The organism is Amycolatopsis sp. FBCC-B4732 (genome assembly GCF_023008405.1).
GTDB classification, from domain to species: Bacteria; Actinomycetota; Actinomycetes; order Mycobacteriales; family Pseudonocardiaceae; genus Amycolatopsis; species Amycolatopsis pretoriensis_A.
Window position 1 is genome coordinate 1995698 of sequence record NZ_CP095376.1, and the last position, 16813, is coordinate 2012510.

The 16813-nt window shown below is 73.3% G+C and carries 18 protein-coding genes; 13 read left to right on the forward strand and 5 right to left on the reverse strand.

Features of this window, described 5'->3' with window-relative positions; genetic code table 11:
- The first annotated feature begins 73 nt into the window (after positions 1 to 73).
- The 5 genes from MUY14_RS08515 to MUY14_RS08535 are packed head-to-tail and all read left to right on the forward strand — an operon-like array spanning position 74 to position 7219.
- Positions 74 to 1051 (forward strand): Acg family FMN-binding oxidoreductase, encoded by a 978-nt coding sequence (locus MUY14_RS08515; protein WP_247022282.1) that lies wholly within the window; start codon positions 74 to 76, stop codon positions 1049 to 1051.
- Entirely contained in the window at positions 1048 to 3291 is a 2244-nt protein-coding gene (ppsA, locus tag MUY14_RS08520) for a phosphoenolpyruvate synthase (protein ID WP_247022283.1), read from the forward strand. The genes MUY14_RS08515 and ppsA overlap by 4 nt, the downstream gene beginning before the upstream one ends.
- A complete protein-coding gene (locus MUY14_RS08525; protein WP_247022284.1) occupies positions 3288 to 4196 on the forward strand; it encodes an ABC transporter ATP-binding protein in 909 nt (302 codons plus the stop codon). The genes ppsA and MUY14_RS08525 overlap by 4 nt, the downstream gene beginning before the upstream one ends.
- On the forward strand, positions 4193 to 5785 hold the full coding sequence (locus MUY14_RS08530) for an ABC transporter permease (RefSeq protein WP_247022286.1): 1593 nt from the start codon (positions 4193 to 4195) through the stop codon (positions 5783 to 5785). The genes MUY14_RS08525 and MUY14_RS08530 overlap by 4 nt, the downstream gene beginning before the upstream one ends.
- Positions 5786 to 5806: 21 nt before the next feature.
- Positions 5807 to 7219, forward strand: a complete 1413-nt coding sequence (locus MUY14_RS08535; RefSeq protein ID WP_247022287.1) for an MBL fold metallo-hydrolase — start codon at positions 5807 to 5809, stop codon at positions 7217 to 7219.
- 78 nt (positions 7220 to 7297) lie between these two features.
- On the opposite strand, the gene MUY14_RS08540 is transcribed toward MUY14_RS08535, so the two are convergent.
- Positions 7298 to 7639: a DinB family protein gene (locus tag MUY14_RS08540; protein ID WP_315863264.1), complete on the reverse strand. Its 342-nt coding sequence runs from the start codon at positions 7637 to 7639 to the stop codon at positions 7298 to 7300.
- A gap of 173 nt (positions 7640 to 7812) precedes the next feature.
- Between MUY14_RS08540 and MUY14_RS08545 the strand changes: the two genes are divergently transcribed.
- On the forward strand, positions 7813 to 8799 hold the full coding sequence (locus tag MUY14_RS08545; RefSeq protein WP_247022289.1) for an Acg family FMN-binding oxidoreductase: 987 nt from the start codon (positions 7813 to 7815) through the stop codon (positions 8797 to 8799).
- On the opposite strand, the gene MUY14_RS08550 is transcribed toward MUY14_RS08545, so the two are convergent.
- Positions 8732 to 9190, reverse strand: coding sequence for an HPP family protein (locus MUY14_RS08550; RefSeq protein WP_247022290.1), 459 nt, complete (start codon positions 9188 to 9190; stop codon positions 8732 to 8734). The genes MUY14_RS08545 and MUY14_RS08550 overlap by 68 nt on opposite strands.
- Positions 9191 to 9376: 186 nt before the next feature.
- Here MUY14_RS08550 and MUY14_RS08555 point away from each other — a divergent pair, with 186 nt between their 5' ends.
- Genes MUY14_RS08555 through MUY14_RS08565 form a run of 3 tightly spaced genes read left to right on the forward strand, consistent with a single transcriptional unit; the run spans position 9377 to position 11215 of the window.
- Complete coding sequence (locus MUY14_RS08555; RefSeq protein WP_247022291.1) at positions 9377 to 9976, forward strand: hypothetical protein; 600 nt, start codon at positions 9377 to 9379, stop codon at positions 9974 to 9976.
- A 22-nt stretch (positions 9977 to 9998) separates the two neighbouring features.
- Positions 9999 to 10505 (forward strand): universal stress protein, encoded by a 507-nt coding sequence (locus MUY14_RS08560; RefSeq protein WP_247022292.1) that lies wholly within the window; start codon positions 9999 to 10001, stop codon positions 10503 to 10505.
- Positions 10506 to 10516: 11 nt separating this feature from the next.
- Entirely contained in the window at positions 10517 to 11215 is a 699-nt protein-coding gene (locus MUY14_RS08565) for a CBS domain-containing protein (protein WP_247022294.1), read from the forward strand.
- A 242-nt stretch (positions 11216 to 11457) separates the two neighbouring features.
- Here the strand turns inward: MUY14_RS08565 and MUY14_RS08570 are convergent, their stop codons facing one another.
- Both MUY14_RS08570 and MUY14_RS08575 read right to left on the reverse strand, forming a co-directional pair.
- Positions 11458 to 12495, reverse strand: a complete 1038-nt coding sequence (locus MUY14_RS08570) for a zinc-dependent alcohol dehydrogenase family protein (RefSeq protein ID WP_247022296.1) — start codon at positions 12493 to 12495, stop codon at positions 11458 to 11460.
- Between the two features lie 73 nt (positions 12496 to 12568).
- Entirely contained in the window at positions 12569 to 13165 is a 597-nt protein-coding gene (locus MUY14_RS08575; protein WP_247022298.1) for a DoxX family membrane protein, read from the reverse strand.
- 210 nt (positions 13166 to 13375) lie between these two features.
- On the opposite strand from MUY14_RS08575, the gene MUY14_RS08580 reads away from it, so the two are divergent.
- Entirely contained in the window at positions 13376 to 14224 is an 849-nt protein-coding gene (locus tag MUY14_RS08580) for a universal stress protein (RefSeq protein WP_247022299.1), read from the forward strand.
- Here the strand turns inward: MUY14_RS08580 and MUY14_RS08585 are convergent.
- The gene (locus tag MUY14_RS08585) at positions 14179 to 14415 is read right to left on the reverse strand and encodes a PLD nuclease N-terminal domain-containing protein (RefSeq protein WP_247022300.1); all 237 of its coding nucleotides are present in this window, start codon (positions 14413 to 14415) and stop codon (positions 14179 to 14181) included. The genes MUY14_RS08580 and MUY14_RS08585 overlap by 46 nt on opposite strands.
- A gap of 151 nt (positions 14416 to 14566) precedes the next feature.
- Between MUY14_RS08585 and MUY14_RS08590 the strand changes: the two genes are divergently transcribed.
- From MUY14_RS08590 to MUY14_RS08600, 3 genes are read left to right on the forward strand one after another with little or no spacing between them, the layout of a single operon-like run.
- Positions 14567 to 15229: a CBS domain-containing protein gene (locus tag MUY14_RS08590; protein ID WP_247022301.1), complete on the forward strand. Its 663-nt coding sequence runs from the start codon at positions 14567 to 14569 to the stop codon at positions 15227 to 15229.
- Between the two features lie 13 nt (positions 15230 to 15242).
- On the forward strand, positions 15243 to 16487 hold the full coding sequence (locus MUY14_RS08595) for an FAD/NAD(P)-binding oxidoreductase (RefSeq protein WP_247022303.1): 1245 nt from the start codon (positions 15243 to 15245) through the stop codon (positions 16485 to 16487).
- A 7-nt stretch (positions 16488 to 16494) separates the two neighbouring features.
- Positions 16495 to 16812 carry a TusE/DsrC/DsvC family sulfur relay protein gene (locus MUY14_RS08600; protein WP_247022305.1) on the forward strand — a complete coding sequence of 106 codons (318 nt, stop codon included), beginning with the start codon at positions 16495 to 16497 and terminating at the stop codon, positions 16810 to 16812.
- Position 16813 lies beyond the last annotated feature (1 nt).

The following is a 16813-nucleotide window of genomic DNA, read 5'->3' on the forward strand; positions in this document are numbered from 1 at the left end:
CGGTGCGCGCGCCCGCCGCGGACTCACCATGGCTTCGGCGGAGCGCCCGACTCCGCGCACGGGAGTGACCGCGATGACCGCCGCCGCACCGGCCGCACTGACCAGCGAACAGATCGGCGTCCTCGCCCGCGCGGTGAGCCGCGCGCCTTCGGTGCACAACAGCCAGCCGTGGCGGCTGAGCGTGCGCGGCACCGAGGTGGACCTGCTCGAACGCCGGGAGGTCGAGCTGCGGCGGCACGACCCGTTCGGCCGGGACCGGCTGCTCTCCTGCGGGGCCGCGCTCACCAACCTCGAACTCGCGGTCCGGGTCCTGGGCCGGGACTGCCACACCGCGTACGGGACCGACGTCGCGGCGACCGTGACGATCGGCCGTCCGCACGCCACGTCGGCCCGTGACTTCGCGCTCTACCACGCGATCAACCGCCGCCGCAGCCACCGGCGCCCGTTCTTCCACGGCCGGGTGCCCGCGGGGGTCCGGGCCGCGCTCGTGGCCGCCGGGGAGGCGACCGGCGTGCACCTCGTCGAGCCCGGCCGCCTGGACAAGCTGGCCGAGCTGCTCGGCTTCGCCACGCGCGTGCTCCGCGACGACCGCGGTTACCAGCGGGAGCTGGAACTGTGGACCGCGCACACCCACGGCTGGGGCGCGCTCGGCGACGGCGTCCCCGAGGACGCGCTGAGCCCGGAAGCCCTGCCGGTCGCGGGACTCGTCCGCGGCGGCACCCCGGTGCCGGACGACGTCGTGCTGGCCGAACGGCTGGCGGAAGAGAGCCTGCTGGTCGTCTGCACCGACCGCGACGACCGGGCCGATCACCTCGCCGCCGGCGCGGCGCTGCAGCGCACCTGGCTCGCCGCGACGGCGAAGGCGCTGGTCGGCTCGGTGCTCACACAACCCCTGCACCTGACCGGCTTCCGGGCGCGGCTCGTCTCGGAGCTCGGCCTGCCCGGTGTCCCGCAGGCGATCTTCCGCTTCGGTTACCCCGCCGTCCCGGCGGCCCCCTCACCACGACTTCCGCTCGGCGAGCTGTTCCCACCTCCAGGAGGATCCCGATGACCTACGTATGCGACCTGGCCGAGATCCGGCTGACCGACGACGAAACCGTCGGCGGCAAAGGCGCCAACCTCGGCGAGCTGATCTCGGCGGGCTTCCCCGTCCCCGGTGGCTTCGTCATCTCGCGCGACGGGTACTGGGCCGCGCTCGAGCAGGCAGGCGTCCGTGCCGAGGTCGCCGACCTGCACGCCAAAGCACTGGCCAATGTGGACGACGCGACGTTCCTGGCCGCGCAGTGCGACCGCATCCGCGACCTCGTCCGCGAGGCCGGGCTCACCGGCGAACTGCGCGAAGAGATTGCGAAGAGCTACCAAGGGCTCGGCTCGGCGACGCCGGTCGCCATCCGGTCCTCGGCCACCGGGGAAGACGGCGCGGAAGCGTCCTTCGCGGGGATGAACGCCACCTACACCAACATCTGGGGGGACCACGCGGTCGCCGAGCACGTCGTGGACTGCTGGACGTCGCTGTTCAGCCCGCGCGTCGTCAGCTACCGCGCCAGCCGCGGGTTCACCGGCGAACCGGCGATCGCCGTCGTCGTCCAGCGCATGATCCGGGCGGAGCGCGCGGGGGTCATCTTCACGGCGGACCCGCGCACCGGCGACCGCGACCGCGTGGTGATCGAAGGCGTCTTCGGCCAAGGCGAGGCGATCGTCAGCGGCGCCGTCGAGCCCGACACCTACGTCGTCGGCAAGGAGGAGCTGCTGATCCTGTCGGTCCGGATCGGCAGGCAGACGCACAAGATCGTCGCCGGCGAGTCCGGTGGCGACGTCACCATCCAGCTGCCCGAGCCCGCCGGCGGCCGCCGCGTGCTCAGCGACACCGTCGTGCTCGAACTGGCCAGGATGGCCACCCGCGTCGAGGAGCACTACGGCGTGCCGCAGGACATCGAGTTCGCGATCGCCGACCACGAGATCTTCCTCGTCCAGTCGCGCCCGATCACGACGCTGCCCCCGCTCACGCCGGCGAGCGCCGTCGCGCTGGTGACCGGGCTCGGCGCTTCACCGGGTGAGGGCAGCGGCGCCGTGCGCGTGCTGCACGACCCGGTGGAGGCGAAACACCTGCGTGACGGTGAGATCCTGGTCGCGCCGATGACCAACCCGGACTGGGTGCCCGCCATCCGCCGGGCCGCCGCGGTCGTCACCGACGGCGGCGGGATGACGTGCCACGCCGCCGTGGTCGCCCGCGAACTGGGCGTGCCGTGCGTGGTCGGCACCGGTGACGCGACCCGCGTCCTGATCGACCGCAGCCTGGTCACCGTCGACGGCACCCAGGGCGAGGTCCGGGCCGGTGCGGCCAAGCACGAGGCCGTCCGCACCGCGCCGGTCACCGCCCCGGTGGCACCGGAAGCGATCGGCACCAAGCTGTACGTCAACCTCGCCATGCCCGAGCACGCCGAAGAGGTCGCGGCGCAGGCGGTCGACGGCGTCGGGCTGCTGCGCGCGGAGTTCCTGCTCACCGAGGCGCTCGGAGGCCGGCACCCGCGGGATCTGCTCGCCAAGGGCGAGGAGCGGTCCTTCGTGGACGAGATGGCCGAGTCGCTGCTGAAGATCACCAAGCCGTTCGGCACCCGCCCGGTCGTCTACCGCGCGACCGACCTGCGCACCAACGAGTTCCGCGGCCTGGCCGGCGGCGAGGAGTTCGAGCCGGTCGAGAGCAACCCGATGATCGGCTACCGCGGGTGTTACCGGTACGTCCGCGAGCGCGACCTGTTCGCCCTCGAACTGGAAACCCTGGCCCGCGTCCGGGAGCAGTCACCGAACCTGCACCTGATGATCCCGTTCGTGCGCACCAAGTGGGAGCTGGAGGAGTGCCTCGAGCTGGTCGACGCGAGCCCGCTGGGCCGCCAGCGCGGCCTGCACCGCTGGGTGATGGCCGAGGTCCCGTCGGTCGTGCACTGGCTGCCCGAGTACGCGGGCATGGGCATCGACGGCGTTTCCATCGGCAGCAACGACCTCACCCAGCTGATGCTCGGCGTCGACCGCGACTCGGCCCAGTGCGCCGAGCTCTTCGACGAAGCCGACCCGGCGGTGCTCGACGCCATCGAGCGGATCGTCCGCATCGCCCGGCACCGCGGCATCACGTCGTCGCTGTGCGGCCAGGCGCCGTCGACCAAGCCCGGCTTCGCCGAGCACCTGGTGCGCTTCGGGATCACGTCGATCTCGGTCAACCCGGACGTCATCGGCAGCGCCCGCGCGGCGATCGCGTCGGCCGAGCGCCGCGTCCTGCTGGAGGCGACCCGATGAGCCCGGCCATCGAGATCCGCGGGCTGCACAAGTCGTTCGGGCACACGCGTGCCCTCGACGGGCTCGACCTGACCGTCGAAACCGGCGAGGTGCACGGGTTCCTCGGCCCGAACGGCGCCGGGAAGACCACCACGCTGCGCCTGCTGCTCGGGTTGCTGCGCGCCGACGCCGGCGTAATGCGGCTGCTCGGCGGCGATCCGTGGCGCGACGCCGTCGCGTTGCACCGGCGGCTGGCCTACGTCCCGGGCGAGGTTTCGCTGTGGCCCAACCTCACCGGCGGCGAGGTCATCGACCTGCTCGGCCGGCTGCGCGGCGGTTCGGACCCGGTACGGCGCAAGCGGTACCTCGACCGGTTCGAGCTCGATCCGCGGGTCAAGGGCCACGCGTACTCGAAGGGCAACCGGCAGAAGGTCGCCGTCGTGGCCGCCCTCGCCTCGGACGTCGAGCTGCTGCTGCTCGACGAGCCGACCGCCGGGCTCGACCCGCTGATGGAGGAGGTCTTCCGCGAGTGCGTCCGGGAGGAGCGCGAGCGCGGCCGCACGATCCTGCTGTCGAGCCACATCCTGTCCGAAGCGGAAGCCCTGTGCGACCGCGTGAGCATCATCCGGGGCGGGAAGCTGGTCGACTCGGGCAGCCTCGACGACCTGCGCCACCTCACCCGCACCACGATCACGGCCCGGTTGGCCGGCTCGCCGGACGGCCTCGCGACCCTGCCCGGGGTGCACGACGTCGTCGTGGACGGCGCCGACGTCCGGCTGACCGTCGACACCGCCGCGCTGTCCCCGGTGCTCGAAGCGCTCGGCCGGTGCGACGTGCAGAGCCTGGTCAGCCGGCCGCCGACGCTCGAAGAGCTGTTCCTCCGGCACTACCGCGCCGAAACCGCCGCGGAGGCGGTGCCGGTATGAGCGGCGCCCTCGCCGGCACCGGCGCGCTGGTCCGGCTCGCGCTGCGACGCGACCGGATCCGGCTGCCGGTGTGGATCGTCGTGTTCGCGGCGACGGCGGCGTCCGCGGCCGCCGCGACGGCGGCGGTCTACCCGACCGCCGCCGACCTGCACGCGGCGGCGGACAGCATCAACGCCGTCCCGTCGCTGCGGGCGCTGTACGGACCGGTGCGCGAGGCGACGCTCGGGGCGACGTCGGTGTTCAAGCTGACCGCGTTCGGAGCCGCGCTGGCCGCCCTGCTGATGATCACCACCGCGGTCCGGCACACCCGGGCCGAAGAAGAGGCCGGGCGCCGCGAGCTGCTCGGCTCCGCGGTCGTGGGCCGCTACGCCGGGCTCGCCGCCGGGCTGGCCGTCACGGCCGGCGCGAGCATCGCGCTCGGTCTGGCCACCGCGGTGGCGCTCGCCGCGACGGGGTTGCCGGTCGCCGGGTCGCTGGCTTTCGGGTTCTGCTGGGCGGGCGCGGGCCTGGTCTTCGGCGGCGTCGCCGCGGTGACCGCCCAGCTGACGAAGAGCGCCCGAGCCGCGTCGGGCCTGGCCGTGCTCGCCCTGGTCGTCGCGTACTTCCTGCGTGCGGTGGGCGATTCCGCCGGTCCTGCTTGGCTTTCGTGGGCCTCGCCGATCGGCTGGAGCGAGGAGGTCCGGCCGTTCGCGGGGGACGTCTGGTGGGTGCTCGTGCTCCCGGCCGGCACGGCCGCGGTGCTCGGCGGGGTCGCGGTGGCGCTGTCCCGGGTGCGCGACCTCGGCGCGGGCCTGCTGCCCGACCACCCGGGCCCGGCCGGTGCGGGGAGGGCGCTGCGGAGCCCGTGGGGCCTCGCGTGGCGGCTGAACCGCGGGACGCTCGCCGTCTGGGTGAGCGCGTACGTGCTGCTCGGGGTGGTGTGCGGCAGCCTGGCCGGCAACGTCGGTTCGATGCTGACGAACTCCCAGGCCCAGGCCATGATCACGGCGCTGGGCGGCGAGAAGGGGATTTCCGACGCGTTCCTCGCGGCGGAGCTGGCGATGGCCGGGGTGATCACGTCCGTTTACGCGATCACCGTGCTGGCCCGGCTCCGGGCCGAGGAGCGGGCCCTGCGCGTCGAGCCGTTGCTGGCCGCCGCGGTGGACCGGCGCCGGCTCCTGGCCGGCTACCTGGTGTTCGCGGCCGCGGCGCCGGCGGTGCTGCTGGCCGCGCTGGGCCTGGCGGCCGGGCTCACGAACGGCGCCCACCTCGGCCGGGTCGGGCCCGAGGTGGCCCGGCTCGTCGGCGCGGCCTCGGCGCAGCTGCCGGCGGTCTGGGTGCTGACCGGGATCGCCACCGTCGTCTTCGGGTTGTTCGGCCGCGCGCTGACCGCGGCCTGGACGGCTTTGGTGGCCTTCCTGCTGCTCGGTGAGTTCGGCACGCTGCTGAAGCTCGACCAGTGGGTGCTCGACCTGTCGCCGTTCACGCACTCGCCGAAGCTGCCGGGCGTGGCGGTGCACGCGACGCCGTTGCTCTGGCTCACCGCGCTCGGGGCCGCACTGGTCGCGGCCGGTGTCGTGGGGTTCCGCCGGCGCGACGTCGCGGGCTAGGACTCCGGAAGGGAAAGACCGATGGCCGATGGTTCTCGCGGTGCCGCGCTCAGCGCCGCCCGCCGCGCGTCCGCGCGCTACCGCACCAGCCCCTGGCCGGGGAAGCTGCACCTGACCGGGCATCGTGCCACCACGCGTCCCGCTCCGGTGCTGACCTTCCTGGGCGGGGACGGCTGCGCCCGGTACCTCCTCGAGACGCCGGACGCGAAGCTGGTGATCGGGTGCGGGCTGTTCGCCGGCCCGGATGCCCGGTGGCGCCGCAACTTCTCGCCCGGCCCCGACGAGCTGCACACGGCCGACGCGGTCATCCTGCCGGGCGCCGGCCTCGGGCAGGCCGGGTTCCTGCCGCAGCTGGTCGCCGAAGGCTGGCACGGCCCGGTGTTCGCGACGCCCGGGACGGCCGCGCTGCTCCCGATCGTGCTGGCCGACGCCGCCGCGCAGTTCGCCGAGGACGCGGAGCGGAGCCCGTTCGGCCCCGCGCTGCCACCGTTCCGGGCGGCGGACGTCACCCGGGCGGTCGCGCTCGTGCGGCCGGTCGAGTTCGGCACGCTCGGCCGGCTCGACGGCGCCGAGTTCGAGTTCGGCCGCGCGGGCGGGCGGCTCGGGGCCGCGTGGGTGCGGGTCCGCGCCGCCGGCCGGTCGGTGCTGTTCGCCGGCCCGCTCGGCGCCGCCGGCCACCCGCTGCTGCGTCCACCGGACCCGAGGCCGCGCTCGGACGTCCTCGTGCTGGCCGCCCCGGGGCCACCCGGCGACGGCCACCTGGCCGGCCGGTTCGCGGCGGCGGTGCACCGCGCGGTCCGGCGAGGCGGCAGTGTCGTCGTCCCGGTGTCCGCGGCCGGCGGCGCCGAACTGGTGCTGACGATGGTGCGGGACCTCATGGCGGCCCGGGAGCTCCCGCGGCTGCCGGTCCTGCTGGACAGCCCGGCGGGCTCGGCCGGGATCGACGTCCACCGGCGGGCAGCGGCCGAACGGTGGCACGAAGTCCGTCGCGACGGTGTGGTGGGCGTGCCGCCTTCGCTGGCCGAGCGGATGCCGGACCGGTCGTCGCTCATCGTGGCCGGGCTGGAGACCGCCGACGCCGGTCGCGTGCTGCGGCAGCTGGAAACCCTGCTGCCGGATCCGCGCAACGGCGTCGTCCTGCTGGGGCACCCGGTGCCGGGGACGCGGGCCGCCGAGCTCGCCGGCGGGGCCCGTCAGCTGAAGATCCACGGCCGGTACGTGCCGGTCCGGGCGGAGGTGACGTCGCTGGGCGGAACCGGTGAGTTCGCCGGGCCGGCGGAGGTCCTGGAGTGGGCGAGCGCGACCCCGGCCCCGGAGACGGCGTTCGTCGTCGAGGGGGCGGAGGAGCCGTCGTCGGCACTGGCGAAGGCGTTGCACGCCGAGGCGGGCTGGTGCGCGGTGGTTCCGGCGGACGGTGAGCGGGTGCTCTGCTGAGCCGCTACCGGTCGAGGGTGAGCTGCTGCCGGTGGAAGGCGAAGTGCTGTGCCGGGTAGCGGTAGATGTCCGCCAACGTCATGTACGGCTCGAAGACGGGTCCCAGCGGTCCGGGTAGTGCATCCCGCGTCCGAGATCGGCTTCGGCGGCACGCTCCAGGCTCCGGTGCAGCGAAGCGATTATGTGGTCGAGCCACGCGGCGGCGAACCGGCGGCTCACGGAGTCCGGCAGCCTGCCGAAGACCCGGACCAGGACCAGCACAGCACGCACGATCTGGTAGCCGAACACGAGGTGGAACACCGGCTGGCCGTTCGTCCACCGGGTTCCGGCGGACGGCCGGCGCAGCTCGGCGGTGGCCGCCGGTTCGTGGACGGCGGCCCGGTCCTGGTCCCACTGCTCGTGCACTGGCCGCCGATCCATGGGCCACCTCCGCGTGCCGTCGTCGAGCATCCCGCGATCCGGGGAAGCCGGCGCCGGTCACGCGCACTCCGAAGGCCTTTGGTCCCTCCGAGACGTGACGCGAGGCCGTCGTCGCGAGGGGTGGGCGACGGTGATGCTGGGTGTGCCAGTCCCTCAGGAACCGGAGCCCGACGATGAGCCGACCACTGCCCGACGTGTTCGACCAGGCGCTCGCCTCGGCCGTGCGCGCGCCGTCGCCGCACAACACCCAGCCTTGGCGGTTCGTCGTCGAGCACGAGGTGATCGAGGTGTGGCTGGACCGCGAACGCGTGCTCCCCGTCGCCGACCCGCACGGGCGGGAGGCCCGGCTCGCCTGCGGTGCGGCCGCCTTCAACCTGCAGATCTGCCTGCGCGCCAACGGGCTCGCCGCCGTCGTGCGGCTGCTGCCGGACCCGGCCGAGCCCGACCTGGTCGCCGTGATCCGGCTGGACGGCAACGAGAAGGCCTCCGCGACCGAACGCAAGCTCGCCGAAGCCGTGTTCCGCCGGCACACCAACCGCCGTCCGCTGCTGGACAAGGAGGTGCCCGCCGCGGTGCGGACCGCGCTCAAGTCCGCGGCGCTGCAGGAGGGCGGGCAGATCGAGTACCTCGACGCCTCGGGCCGCTACACGCCGGTCGCGTCGCTGGTCCGGCAGGCCGAAGCACTGCAGGCCGACGACTTCGACTTCAAGGCCGAGGCCGCGTTCTGGACCCACCGCGAGCCCGGAAGTCCCGACGGGGTGCCGAAGATCGCGTCCGGTCCGCCGCCGCACAGCCCCGGGATCGTCTCGCTGCGTGCCTCGCACGAGAACCCCGAGCTGCCGGACCGCGAGTACGAGCAGGAGCCGCTGCTCGGTGCGGTGCTGACCCGCGACCGGGGGCCGCACGCGGAAGTCCGGGCGGGCATGGCGATGCAGCGGGTGCTGCTCACCGCGACCGCGGAAGGGCTGGCGACGTCGTTCCTGTCGCAGCCGTTCGAGACCTCGCGGACGCGCGATTCGCTCGTCGGGCTCTTCGCCGGGCTCGGGCAGCCGCACACCCTGCTGCGCATCGGCTACGGCTACCCGACCCGGCTCACCGCCCGTCGTCCGGTCGGCGACGTGCTGACCCACCGGACCGGGCCGGACGTGCCGGCGAGCTGACGCCCCGGGCGCGCAGCACGTCCCGGAAGGTGACCATGCCGACCACGTGCCCGTCTTCGACGACCGGCGCCGACCGGACCCCGGCGTCGGTCATCAGCCGCGCCAGCTCGCGCACGTCGGTGTCGGCGGGTACCGCCAGACCGGACGTGCGCATGACCGCGCCCGCGGTGCGCTGCCGGCCGTCGAGCACGACGCCGGAGTCCGGATCCCCGGCCGGTCCGGGCGCCCGCAATATGTCCACTTCGGACAGCAGGCCGAGCAGCCGTCCGTCGGTGTCGACCACCGGCATCGTCGTGAACCCGCGCGAGGTCATCATTTCCGCGGCTTCCTCGAGCGTCGCCGACGGCGCGAGGGCGAACGTCGGGGTGGACATGATGTCGCGTGCGCGCATGGTGTTCGCTCCGTTTCCTTCGGCTGCCCCGACGATCTCGCGCCGCCCGCGGGGAGCACAGGGTCCTAAGTCCCCGGCCCGCCCGCCGAGGGGCTCCGGGCCGGGGTCCAAGGCCTCTTCGGCCCGGCTCGAAAGCCCGCGAAGCTGGACGCGCGAACGACTTCCGGCACCGAAGGGGCAGGAACCATGAGCACGTCGTCGAACCCGCTCGCGCGGATGTGGCACACCGTCCTGCCCCGGCGCGGTTCGGTGGCGCGCGCCTCGGACCGCGTCCAGGCCGCCGTCGGCGTCCTGGCGGTGCTGCTCGCGCTCGCCGCGCTGCCGGTCGCCGCCAGCGTCGGTTCGGAAACCTACGTGCGGCAACAGGGGGAGTCCGCGCAGCAGCTGGGGGAGCGCACGCCGGTGACCGCGACACTGCTCGCCGACGGGCCGGCCATCACGGTCAATTCGCGCTCCGGTGCCGCCGGCGGTGGCGAGCCCACCGACGCGACGTGGACGCTCCCCGACGGCACGCCACGGGTCGGGAAGGTCGTTGCCGACGAGGGCACCCTCAAGGGGGCGCAGTTCACGATCTGGGTGGGCCGCGAAGGCACGCCGGTGGACCCGCCGCTCAGCGGCGCGGCGGTCGTCATCGACGCCGCGGGCGTCGGGCTCGGCCTGTGGATCTGCGCGCTGGTCCTGCTGGCGGCCTGCTACCGGATCACGGTGTTCGCCCTCGACCGCTTCCGCTACGCCCGGTGGCAGCAGGAGTGGCTCCAGGAGCAGGACCGCAAGACCCGTTCTTGAGACAGAGGAAGGTGAAACCGAAATGACCACGGCAAACCAGGGCGACATCGTCGTCGGTGTCGACCATTCGGCGGTCAGCGTGGCCGCCCTGCGCTGGGCGGCGGCGGAGGCCGCGGCAAGCGGCCGCCAGGTCGTCGCGCTGCGGGCCTGGACGTTCGAGCCGGCCTACGACCTCGGTGCGGCCGTCGCCGGAACCCCGCAGACGGTCGCGGAGCGCGAGCGGCAGCAGCTCGACGAAGTCCTCGGCGAGGTACGGGCCCGGCACCCGGGCATCGCCATCCGGGCGGAACTGGTCGAGCACTCGGCCGCGGTGGCGCTGGAAGAGGCGTCGAAGACCGCGGCGATGCTCGTGCTCGGCAGCCACGGCCGCGGCCGGCTGCTCAAGCTGCTCGTCGGCTCGGTCGCCGAGCACTGCCTGCGGGAGGCGAGCTGCCCCGTGGTGGTGATCCCGGCGCGGACCGTCCCGGAGCCGGAGAAGGCGCCCGCCGGGGAGCCCGTGGGCACCTACTACCCCGGGCCGCTGCTGTGAAGGAGATCAAGATGCCCAGTCGCCGCAAAGTCGGTGCGGTCATGACGACCGACGTCGCCACGGTCGGACCGGACACGCCGTTCAAGGCGGTCGCCGTCCTGCTGGCCTCGTGGAACATCAGCGGGGCGCCGGTGGTGGACGAAGACGGACAGGTGCTCGGGGTCGTCTCGCAGGGCGACCTGCTCGAGCGCGAGGCCCCGCACGGCCTGCTCAAGCCCGGCTCGCGCCAGGCGAAGCGGAAGGCCGGCGCGGCGTTCGTCGCCGACCTGATGACCAGCCCGGCGGTGGTCGTGCGGACCGGCGACGACGTCGCCGTCGCCGCGAAACTGCTGGAGGAGCACCACTTCCACCGTCTGCCCGTGGTGGACGAGGCCGGCAAGCTCGCCGGCGTCGTGTCCCGGTCGGACCTGCTGCGCGTGTTCCTGCGCACGGACGGGGAAATCCGGGACGAGGTCCGTGACGAGGTGCTCCTGCGAGAGATGGCGCTCGACCCGTCCGCGCTGTACGTCGCGGTGCACAACGGCATCGTGACGCTCAACGGCACCGTCGAACGCGAGAGCATGATCCCGGTCATCGTGGCCCTGATCCGCCGGGTGGACGGCGTGGTGGAGGTCCGGCAGACCCTGCGGGCACACTTCGACGACCGCGGCGTGTCGCCGGTACCGCCCGGGCCGACCGGGCTGCTCAGCCGGAAACGGCCCCTCGTCTGATGGGGCGCGGAAGGGGGCCACCGTCCGAACCGGACGGTGGCCCCCTTCGTATGCCCTTGCGGGCGGAGGACCGGCCGCGCCGATCCGGCTCGGCCGGGGCCACGTCGCCGGACGTCATGAACGACTCGTTCACCTCGCCGGGCGCGGTGAACGACTCTTTCATGACGTTCCCTGCGCCGCCCGAAAGCGGCCACCACCCGGATGCGGCCACCACCCGACAGGGGTGGTGGCCGCATCGTGGTTCAGCTGCGGAACAGGGCGACCTTCAGCGCGTTGCTGTCCTGCGGGTGGGCGAAGACGTCGTACGCCTCGTCCATCTCGTCGAGCCCGAACCGGTGCGTGATGAACCGGCTCGTCTCCAGCCGGCCGGCCGCGAGCATCCGCAGCAGCATCGGCGTGCTGGACGTGTCGACCAGCCCGGTGGTGATCGTGACGTTCTTGATCCACAGTTCTTCGAGGTGCAGTGTCGCCGGGGCACCGTGGACGCCGACGTTCGCGACGTGCCCGCCCGGGCGGACCAGCTTCGCGCACAGCTCGAACGTCTCCGGGACGCCGACCGCCTCGATCGCGACGTCCGCGCCGAGGCCGCCGCTCACCTCGGTCACCGCGGCCGCCGCGTCTTCCGGTCGCACCATCAGGTCCGCGCCGAACGACTTCGCCGCGTCCAGGCGGGCGGGTTCCCGGTCCACCACGACGATCGTGCTGGGGGAGAACAGCTGCGCGTTCGTGATCGCGGCCAGCCCGATCGGCCCGGCACCGACGATCACCACGGTGTCGCCGGGCTTGACGCCGCCGTTGCGGACGCCGACCTCGTACGACGTCGGCACGATGTCGGCCAGCATCAGCGCGGACTCGTCGCTCACCCCGGACGGCAGCACGTACGTCGACGTGTCGGCGAACGGGACGCGTGCGTACTCCGCCTGGACGCCGTCGGTGGTGTGGCCGAGGATCCAGCCCCCGCCGCCGAGGCACTGACCGTAGGCCGCGATCCGGCAGTACTCGCACCGGCCGCAGGCGGAGATGCAGGACACCAGGACCTTGTCGCCCGGCTTGACGGCGGTCACGGCGGACCCGGCCTCGACGATCGTGCCGACCGCTTCGTGGCCGAGGATCCGGCCGCGCTCGACCTCGGGGATGTCGCCCTTGAGGATGTGCAGGTCGGTGCCGCAGATGGTGACCGCGTCGACGCGGACGATCGCGTCGGTGGGCGCGGTGATTTCCGGCTCGGCGTGGTCGGTCCAGCCGCGCCGGCCGGGGCCGTCGTACACGAGTGCCTTCATTTCTTCTCCTTCGTCACCGGAACAGCGGAACGGGCGCCCGCCGGTCGGCGGGCGCCCGTGGAACGGATCGCTTTCAGCGCAGCCACTTGCGGTCGCCGGCGAGCTCGGCCCAGCGGCGGCCGAATCCCCACGTGTTCCCGGCCGAAGCGGCGGCCAGCGCGATGAGGATCAGCGCGTAGATGATGTGGTAGTCGACGATCGGGTTGGTGGAGTGCGTCGCCTCGCCGGTGCTCATGCTCTGGGCGAGCGGCCATTCGGCGGCCCACATCATGAGCATCATCAGCGAGCCGGCCACGGCACTCAGCCGCAGTCCGACGCCGGCGATCACGGCGAGGCCGATCGCGCCGAGGCCGAGCATGAACAGCCAGTCGGCCCACCAGGTGCCGGCCCAGGTGTGGAACATCGACTCGAACGGGCCGACGTGGACGCCGCTCAGGAAGCCCTTGGTCGGCGAACCGCCGTTGAGCCACGCGCCCTTCGACGGGGTCGCGTAGCCGAGGCCGAACAGCTTGTCCAGGAACGCCCACAGGAAGATGAACCCCGTGGCGACCCGCAGGACGGCCAGGGACTTCCCGGCGATGGTGGGTCCGGCGACGAAATCGGGGATCGGCGCCGGCTCGGTGGCCCGGTGAACCGGGGTGGTCTTCTTCTCATCCGGTCGGACGGACATGGGGAAACCTCCGTTCTTTTCGGTGCTGGGGTCAGTTTCTGCCGGTACCCCGGCGGTTTCTGGGGCCGAAGGTCCCCGGCCGGGAGGCCCTTGGGCGCCGATCGCCGGGGACCGCGCGGGAAGGACCGAAGTCCTCCCGGGAGGTGGCCGAAGCCTCGTGCCGCCGGCGGCTTCGGCCGGTTGACTTCCCGGTGACGAAAGGGGAAGCGGATGAGCGGCACGGAACTCGTGGTCGGCGTCGACGGTTCGGCCGGAGCCCTCGCGGCGGTCCGGTGGGCCGCGCGCGTCGCACGCGAACGGAATCTCGGCATCCGGCTGGTCCGCGCGCTGCCGGGACTGCCCGCGCCCTTCCCGAGGAACGATCCGGGGTACGAGCAGCTGCTGGAGGCGGCCACGGGGGAGAGCCGTGCCTTGCTGGCCGAGGCCCGCGACGCCGTTTCGGGTGTCCGCGTGGAGACGGTGCTGCGACCCGAGCAGCCCGCGGACGCCCTGGTGGCCGAGTCCGCCGACGCGGCGATGGTCGTGCTGGGCACGCCTGGTCTCCGGCCGCTGGGCCGGATCCTGCTCGGCTCGGTCACGGTGGCACTGTCCGCGCACGCGCGGTGCCCGGTGGCCGTGGTCCGCCCGCACGCGGGTGAGGACGAACCGCCCAGCGAGGGGCCGGTGGTGGTCGGCGTCGACGGCAGCCCGGCAAGCGAGGAGGCCATCGCGACCGCGTTCGAAGAAGCGTCCTGGCGGGGTGCCTGGCTGATCGCGGTGCACTGCCGCCGCGACGGATGGTGGGACACGGGCGAGCGGGCCGGGCAGTACGGGCACGAGCTGCTCGCCCAGCGACTGGCCGGCTGGCAGGAGAAGTACCCGGACGTACCCGTCGACCGCGAGGTCGTCGCCGGGCGCCCGGCGGAACGCCTGCTCGACTTCGCCGACCGCGCGCAGCTGCTGGTCGCCGGCAGCCGCGGCCGGGGCGGGTTCAGCGGCCTGGCCCTCGGATCGACGAGCCAGGCGCTGATGTCCTACGCGCTCTGCCCGGTCGTCGTGGCCCGGCCCCGGGCGAAGTAGAGCACCGGACCCACGAAGTTCACGGCGATCACCAGGGCCCACAACCACTTCGGCCCGCGGACCCGCTCGGCGGGCCGGTGGGCCAGGTCCCACCAGGCGGCCGCGGCCAGCAGGAACTGCACGCTCGCCGCGGCCCGGATCCCCGCGCGCTGCCGGGTGTCGAGCTCACGCCACCGCTTGTGGTCACTCATCGGACTGCTCCTTTCCTCGGTCCTCCAGCCAAGGGCGGCCGAGGCCACGGGCAAAGGGGCGAAAGACCTCTCGCCCGGGGACCGTCGCCCGCGGCGGGCGGCGGCACCGCGTTCCTAGTGTGCGGTCGAAGCCCTTAGACGGAGGTGTGCCATGCGCGGTCCGCTGGTGTCCGACCTGATGACCCGGCCGGTCGTGACCGCCGCGCCCGGGACGTCCTTCAAGGAGCTGGTCTCGTTGCTGGCCGACCACGGCATCGCGTCGATCCCCGTGGTCGACGAGCACCGGCGCCCGGTCGGCGTCGTCGGCGAGAGCGATCTGCTGGCCCGCCACGGCCGGGATGCGCACCGGCCGCAGCCGGTGTTCCGCAAGCGCCGGGTGTGGACCAAGGCCCAGGGCCTGAGCGCGCGAGAGCTGATGACCCGGCGCGTGCCCACGGTGGGCAAGGACGAGCCGGCGGCCGGCGCGGCCCGTCGGCTGGTAGAGGCGGACCTGCGCTGCCTCTACGTCGTCGACGGTGCCGGCCACCTGGTCGGCGTTCTCGCCCGGCGCGACGTCCTGCGCGCTTTCCTGCGGCCGGACGACGAGATCAAGGAGACCGTGGAGCGGGAGGTGCTGCAGCGCTCCATCTGGGCGGACCCGTCGACGGTGGCCGTGCAGGTCGTCGACGGTGTCGTGACCCTGAGCGGGGTGATCGACCGGCGCAGCGAGGTGGAGCGCGCCGAGTGGCTGACGGGGGCGGTACCCGGGGTGGTCGCGGTGCGCAACCGCATGAAGTACACCCAAGACGACGGCGCGGCCGTCGAGCCGCGCTGACGGGAGCGAAGTGATGAAACGCATCGTGATCCTCGGTGGTGGAACCGGTGGGACCCTCGCGGCGAACCGCCTGCACCGTGCTTACGGCGACGGCGCGCGGATCGTGGTCGTCGACCGGGACGACGACCACGTGTACCAGCCCGGGCTGCTGTTCGTGCCGTTCGGCATGGCCGACGCCGATGACCTCGTGCGCTCGCGCCCGCGGCAGCTGGCCGACGGGATCGGTTACCACCGCGGCGAAGTCGAACGCGTCGACCTCGAGGCCGACCGCGTCCACCTGGCCGACGGCACCGAGCTCGGCTACGACGCACTCGTGATCGCGACCGGCGCCCGGCTGATGCCGGAGGAGACCGAAGGGCTCACCGGCCCGGGCTGTCGCGGGCACGTCGACACGTTCTACGACCTCGACGGTGCCGTCGGCCTGGCGTCGGCGCTCGCGGCGTTCGACGGCGGCAAACTGGTGGTGAACGTCATCGACCTGCCGGTCAAGTGCCCGGTCGCGCCGCTCGAGTTCTGCTTCCTGGCCGACTGGTTCTTCACCGAACGCGGCATCCGCGACCGGGTCGAGCTGACGTACGTGACGCCGCTGGACGCCGCGTTCACCAAGCCCGTGGCCGCGCGGACGCTCGAAGGGATCCTGGAAGCGAAGGGCGTCGAACTGGTCACCGAGTTCACCACCGGCGAGGTGGACGGAGCCGACGGCAGGCTGGTGTCCTTCGACGGCCGTGAGGTCGCCTTCGACCAGGCGGTGGTCGTCCCCCTGCACGGCGGAGCGTCCTATGTGGACCGGTCACCGGGCCTGGGTGACGAACTCGGGTTCGTCCGCGCCGACGAGCACACCCTGCGTTCCCAGGTGAAGGACAACATCTTCGTCCTCGGGGACGCCGCATCGGTGCCGACGTCCAAGGCCGGCTCGGTCACGCACTTCGAGGGGGAGGTGCTGGCCCGCAACGTGGGGCAGTTCCTGGACGGCAGGCCGCTCGACGCGAGCTTCGACGGGCACACGAACTGCTTCATCGAGAGCGGCTTCGGCAAGGCGCTGCTCATCGACTTCAACTACGACACCGAACCGCTGCCCGGGCACTACCCGGCGGACGCGGGGCTGCCGCTGCTCAAGGAGTCGCGGCTCAACCACCTCGGGAAGCTGATGTTCTCGTGGCTCTACTGGCACAGCCTGCTCCCCGGCCGGGACCTGCCCGGCGTGTCGAGCGCGATGCCGCGCGCGGGCAAGCGCTTCCCGGAAGCCGCGCGACGATAGGAGAACCATGTCCACGAAGGTCTACGCGGGTACCGAGGTGCCCGTGAACGAAGAGGGGTTCTTCACCGATCCCGCTCTCTGGCGCGAGGAAATGGCGCCGGCGATCGCCGCCGACGCCGGCGTCGGCGAGCTGGGCGAACGGCACTGGCAGGTGCTGAAGTTCGTCCGCGCCGAGTTCGCCGAGAAGGGTACCGGCCCGACGGTCCGCGTCCTCGGCAAGACGTCCGGGGTGCCGGTCAAGGAGCTCTACCAGCTGTTCCCGAAGGGGCCGGCCAAGCTCGCGGCCCGCATCGCCGGGATCCCCAAGCCGCGCGGCTGCATCTGAG

What these genes read in the sequence shown, in the direction of transcription:
- MUY14_RS08515 (WP_247022282.1), top strand. Translation starts at nt 74, where the DNA reads ATGACCGCCGCCGCACCGGCCGCACTGACCAGCGAACAGATCGGCGTC.
- ppsA (WP_247022283.1), top strand. Translation starts at nt 1,048, where the DNA reads ATGACCTACGTATGCGACCTGGCCGAGATCCGGCTGACCGACGACGAA.
- MUY14_RS08525 (WP_247022284.1), top strand. Translation starts at nt 3,288, where the DNA reads ATGAGCCCGGCCATCGAGATCCGCGGGCTGCACAAGTCGTTCGGGCAC.
- MUY14_RS08530 (WP_247022286.1), top strand. Translation starts at nt 4,193, where the DNA reads ATGAGCGGCGCCCTCGCCGGCACCGGCGCGCTGGTCCGGCTCGCGCTG.
- MUY14_RS08535 (WP_247022287.1), top strand. Translation starts at nt 5,807, where the DNA reads ATGGCCGATGGTTCTCGCGGTGCCGCGCTCAGCGCCGCCCGCCGCGCG.
- MUY14_RS08540 (WP_315863264.1), bottom strand. Translation starts at nt 7,639, where the DNA reads ATGGATCGGCGGCCAGTGCACGAGCAGTGGGACCAGGACCGGGCCGCC.
- MUY14_RS08545 (WP_247022289.1), top strand. Translation starts at nt 7,813, where the DNA reads ATGAGCCGACCACTGCCCGACGTGTTCGACCAGGCGCTCGCCTCGGCC.
- MUY14_RS08550 (WP_247022290.1), bottom strand. Translation starts at nt 9,190, where the DNA reads ATGCGCGCACGCGACATCATGTCCACCCCGACGTTCGCCCTCGCGCCG.
- MUY14_RS08555 (WP_247022291.1), top strand. Translation starts at nt 9,377, where the DNA reads ATGAGCACGTCGTCGAACCCGCTCGCGCGGATGTGGCACACCGTCCTG.
- MUY14_RS08560 (WP_247022292.1), top strand. Translation starts at nt 9,999, where the DNA reads ATGACCACGGCAAACCAGGGCGACATCGTCGTCGGTGTCGACCATTCG.
- MUY14_RS08565 (WP_247022294.1), top strand. Translation starts at nt 10,517, where the DNA reads ATGCCCAGTCGCCGCAAAGTCGGTGCGGTCATGACGACCGACGTCGCC.
- MUY14_RS08570 (WP_247022296.1), bottom strand. Translation starts at nt 12,495, where the DNA reads ATGAAGGCACTCGTGTACGACGGCCCCGGCCGGCGCGGCTGGACCGAC.
- MUY14_RS08575 (WP_247022298.1), bottom strand. Translation starts at nt 13,165, where the DNA reads ATGTCCGTCCGACCGGATGAGAAGAAGACCACCCCGGTTCACCGGGCC.
- MUY14_RS08580 (WP_247022299.1), top strand. Translation starts at nt 13,376, where the DNA reads ATGAGCGGCACGGAACTCGTGGTCGGCGTCGACGGTTCGGCCGGAGCC.
- MUY14_RS08585 (WP_247022300.1), bottom strand. Translation starts at nt 14,415, where the DNA reads ATGAGTGACCACAAGCGGTGGCGTGAGCTCGACACCCGGCAGCGCGCG.
- MUY14_RS08590 (WP_247022301.1), top strand. Translation starts at nt 14,567, where the DNA reads ATGCGCGGTCCGCTGGTGTCCGACCTGATGACCCGGCCGGTCGTGACC.
- MUY14_RS08595 (WP_247022303.1), top strand. Translation starts at nt 15,243, where the DNA reads ATGAAACGCATCGTGATCCTCGGTGGTGGAACCGGTGGGACCCTCGCG.
- MUY14_RS08600 (WP_247022305.1), top strand. Translation starts at nt 16,495, where the DNA reads ATGTCCACGAAGGTCTACGCGGGTACCGAGGTGCCCGTGAACGAAGAG.